This is a genomic window from Clostridium sp. Marseille-QA1073 (assembly GCF_054863625.1).
Map to the genome: position 1 here is coordinate 1 of NZ_JBSVQM010000053.1, position 4,432 is coordinate 4,432.

3 protein-coding genes are annotated in these 4,432 nt (G+C 27.3%); 2 read left to right on the forward strand and 1 reads right to left on the reverse strand.

Going from position 1 to position 4,432, the window contains the following annotated elements; translation table 11 throughout:
* Positions 1 to 53: 53 nt before the first annotated feature.
* Positions 54 to 1,040: a M14 family zinc carboxypeptidase gene (locus ACY1IQ_RS20930; RefSeq protein WP_461614272.1), complete on the forward strand. Its 987-nt coding sequence runs from the start codon at positions 54 to 56 to the stop codon at positions 1,038 to 1,040.
* A gap of 150 nt (positions 1,041 to 1,190) precedes the next feature.
* Here the strand turns inward: ACY1IQ_RS20930 and abc-f are convergent, their stop codons facing one another.
* Complete coding sequence (gene abc-f, locus ACY1IQ_RS20935) at positions 1,191 to 3,104, reverse strand: ribosomal protection-like ABC-F family protein (RefSeq protein ID WP_461614271.1); 1,914 nt, start codon at positions 3,102 to 3,104, stop codon at positions 1,191 to 1,193.
* A 659-nt stretch (positions 3,105 to 3,763) separates the two neighbouring features.
* Here abc-f and ACY1IQ_RS20940 point away from each other — a divergent pair.
* Entirely contained in the window at positions 3,764 to 4,402 is a 639-nt protein-coding gene (locus ACY1IQ_RS20940) for a redox-sensing transcriptional repressor Rex (protein ID WP_461614270.1), read from the forward strand.
* Positions 4,403 to 4,432 lie beyond the last annotated feature (30 nt).

The following is a 4,432-nucleotide window of genomic DNA, read 5'->3' on the forward strand; positions in this document are numbered from 1 at the left end:
ATTAAGATATGATTCAAAATATTTAAAATATACAGAGCAAATGGGTGATAAAATTGGTTTTTTGTAATAATTTTAACAATATATACGATGAATTGCTTCTGTTCTTAGGAAAAACTCCTAAGTTAAGTAAAAATAACGAAGATATAGTTAAAACGGATAAAAATTATGATTATAATCAAATGGAAAATGATATTAAGGAATTAGCTAAAAGATATAGCTTCATAGAGGTTAATACTGCTGGAAAGAGTTTGCTTGGAAAAGAACTCTATTATTTGAAAATTGGGAATGGCAGAAAAAAAGTATTTTATAACGGTAGCCATCATGGAGACGATTGGATTACTTCACTACTTTTATTAAAATTTATTGAGAGCTTTTCATATGCTTATTCAGAGAATAAACGTATTGGGGCATATAATATCAATAAAATCTTTAATACCTGCACAATATATATACTTCCTATGATAAACCCTGATGGAGTAGATTTAGTAATTAATGGGCTTAAAGAAGAGCATCCATATTATGAACAGTTAATAAAATATAATAATGGAAGCTTAGATTTTTCAGGGTGGAGTAGCAATGCTAGAGGAGTAGATATAAATAGAAATTACGATGGAAATTGGCATAAATGGAAAGCTAGTGAGGCAAGAGAAGGAGTTTTTGGACCTAAATTTAGATGGTATAGTGGAGAATTTCCAGAAAGTGAACCGGAAACTAAGGCAGTAGTAAACTTAATCTTGCAAGAAGATTTTGATATAGTAATTTCTTATCATTGTAATGGAAAGCAAATATACTACGGACACGATGATTATAATTATCAATATAAGCATATAGCAGTTAAAATGTCTAGATTATCAGGATATAAACTAATTGATAAAGAAGTAAATTATGAATATGCTTCATTAAAATATTGGTTTATAAAAGAATTTAATAAGCCTAGTTTTAGAATTAAAGTAGGAAAATCTAATGATATATTAAGTTTTGAAGAGGCGTATAAAGAAAATATAAGAGTATTATTTCATATACCACTATTAATCAATTAAGAATTAAAAATTTATAATTAACAATTATTGAAACTTCTCCTTTACGGGAGAAGTTTTAAATTTATTAAAGAAATTAATCTCTGCTATAAGTTCTTCATTTTTAACTCTTAATTCTGAATTATATAAAAAACCGTGAATACTCACGGTTTTTTATATATGGTTTTCCCATTCCTCATATAGTGATTCTAATTCTGTTTCAATATCGCTAATTTCTTTATTTACCCTTTGACTTTCTTCAGGATTTGAATAAATTTCTTCAATACACAGCTGATTTTGTAGCTTTGCAAGTTCATTCTCAAGGGTTGAAATTTTATCCTCAATAGATTTTATATAATTTTTCTTTTCTCTTTCTAATTTTTCCTGCTCTTTTTTCTTTTTTTTATCCAGCTTCATTTGGGTTTTAGTAACGCCATCATATTCTTCTTCTACTTCAAATCTTAGAGGATTTTTCTTTTTGTCAACATAGTAGGAGTAGTTTCCTAAATATTCTTTAATTCCATCTTCCTTAAGTTCGAAAATTTTGTTTATAACTTTATTTAAAAAATATCTATCGTGGGATATAACTAAAACTGTACCATCATAGCTAAGTATTGCATCCTCTAAAGCTTCTCTTGAAACTATATCTAAATGGTTAGTAGGTTCATCTAGAAGTAAGAAATTACACTTGGAAAGCATTAATTTTAAAAGGTTAATTCTACACTTTTCACCACCACTTAAAGTTTTAATTTTTTTAAATACATCATCACCTGTAAATAAGAATGCTGCTAATGCATTTCTTATTTCTGTAGTGGTCATCTTAGGGAAGTCATCCCATATTTCATCTAAAATAGTTTTATCTTCATTTAAATTGGACTGCTCTTGGTCGTAATAACCGAGATGGACGTTTTTACCCAGAACTTTAATACCGCTATCTGAAGGTAATTTATCCATAATTATTTTAAATAATGTAGTTTTACCTCTACCATTTTCACCTATAATTGCTATTTTAGATTCTCTCTTAATATCCATATTAACATTAGTGAAAAGTGTTTTTTCTCCAAAAGATTTACTTAAGTTTTCTACGTATAGAACATCATTACCACTTTTGATTTCTGTTTCAAATTCGATTCTAGAAGCCTTTTTTTCTTTAATAGGGGCATCTATCCTCTCAATCCTATCCAAGGCTTTCTGACGGCTTTCAGCAGCCCTTATGCTTTTTTCTCTATTAAAGGATTTATATCTAGCTATTATATCTTCTTGCCGTTTAATCTCTGCTTGTTGTAGAGAAAATGCTTTTAATGCTATTTCATAATTTTTCTTCTTTAAATCTATAAAAGTAGTATAATTACCGTTATAAATTTCAACTATTCCACCAATAAGTTCTAAAGTTTTAGTGGTTACAGCATCTAAGAAAAATCTGTCGTGTGAGATTATTACAATGCTGCCCTTATAAGATTTTAAATATTCTTCAAGCCATTCAATAGCGTCTAAATCTAAATGGTTAGTTGGCTCATCCAAAAGTAGAATATCAGGTTTTGTAAGTAGTAGTTTACAAAGGGCTACTCTAGTTTTCTGTCCACCACTTAAAATATTAATACATTTATCAAAATCCTCTTCATTAAAGCCTAATCCTTTTAGAACTCTACTAATTTCTCCTTTGTAGGTGTAACCACCATTGTTAGTATAAAGTTCTGTTAGTGTGGTATAATCTTTTATTATTTTGTTATGATACTCTTCTTTAGAAGCGTCATAAGGTTCATTCATCTTTTCTTCTAAAATTTTTAGTTTCTTTTCCATATTCAATAAATTTTCAAAAACCATTAAAAGTTCATCATATATAGTGTTATCTGATTCTAGAGCAAGGCTTTGAGACAAATAACCTAACTTTTTACTTTTATCTATGAAAAGCTCCCCGCTATCATATTCCATTTGTGAGGTTAATATTTTAAAAAGAGTAGATTTACCTGCACCATTAGCACCTATAAGACCTACTTTTTCTCCATCGTTAATATTAAAACTTATATTTTTTAAAATCACATCTATCCCAAAGCTTTTATGTATATTATTACAGCTTAAAACTATCATAATTTTCACCATCCTCGCTATATTATTGTACTATGAATAATTATCAAATGCCAACTTAATAAATGGACAATTGACAATTGAGGTGGAAATTATTTTTAGGTAAAATAATTTCTTTGATCTATTTATAACTAGCAATCATATTGCTAGTTATGTGGCGAACACTGTTCGCCGCTATAGAGTTAATCTAAAATTTATCAGTGATAACTGAGAAATATCCATAATTATGAATTGTGGATTAAATAAAGTTGTGAGTTGTAAATTCTGAATTTTCTAAAATAGGAATTCCCATAAATTGACCATTGTCAATAGCTAATTTTTGATTATATAATATATAGTATTGTTATATAATATATACTGTTGTTATATAATATCATATTGTCATATTAGTATTAAATAATTGATTTTTAATACGATAAATATCAATATATCAAAAAAATAGTTCATAAAACTTAAAAATATATGACGATAAAATGAATAATTTATATATAATTTACATAATTTATTTTTAAAATACATATAAACAAATTATAATTAATATGGTAAAATAATAACAAAGTGTAGAATGGATAGAGTATACAACAAATTATTAGCTTGAGCACACACGCTAAAGGTGATACTTAACTTTGCAATATATATAAACTAAATAGGAGTTGATTACTGTGGAAAGGAAAAAAAATATATCAATGGCAGTCATAAAAAGAATGCCAAAATACTATAGATACTTAAAAGAACTAGCTAATAATGATGTGGATAGAATTTCTTCTAAAGAATTAAGTGAAAAAATAGGTTTTACTGCGTCACAAATAAGACAGGATTTAAATTGCTTTGGTGACTTCGGTCAACAAGGATATGGATATAATGTTAAAGAACTTTTATCACAAATAGGATTAATATTAGGTCTAGATAAACAATATAATACAATAATTGTTGGAGCAGGTAATATAGGTCAAGCGATTGCTAATTACACCTATTTTCAAAAGATGTCTTTTGATCTAAAAGCAATATTTGATATAAATCCAAAACTTATTGGATTAAAGATAAGAGATGTAGCAATAGAAGATATAGATGATTTACAAAGTTATATAAAAGAACATGAAATAGATATAGCTATAATTTGTGTGCCTAAGGATAGAGCACAAGGGGTGTGCGATATAATAACTACTAGTGGCATAAAAGGTATATGGAACTTTGCGCCAATAGATTTAAAGGTACCTGATGATGTAATAGTAGAAAACGTTCATCTAAGTGAAAGTTTAATGACTTTAAGCTATTTATTAAATGAACATAATGAAGAATAATTTTAATTGATAATTGTGGAATCTTCTTAG

Bases quoted from the DNA above. Each gene is read 5' to 3' on its own strand.
- abc-f (WP_461614271.1), bottom strand. From the start codon at position 3,104: ATGATAGTTTTAAGCTGTAATAATATACATAAAAGCTTTGGGATAGAT.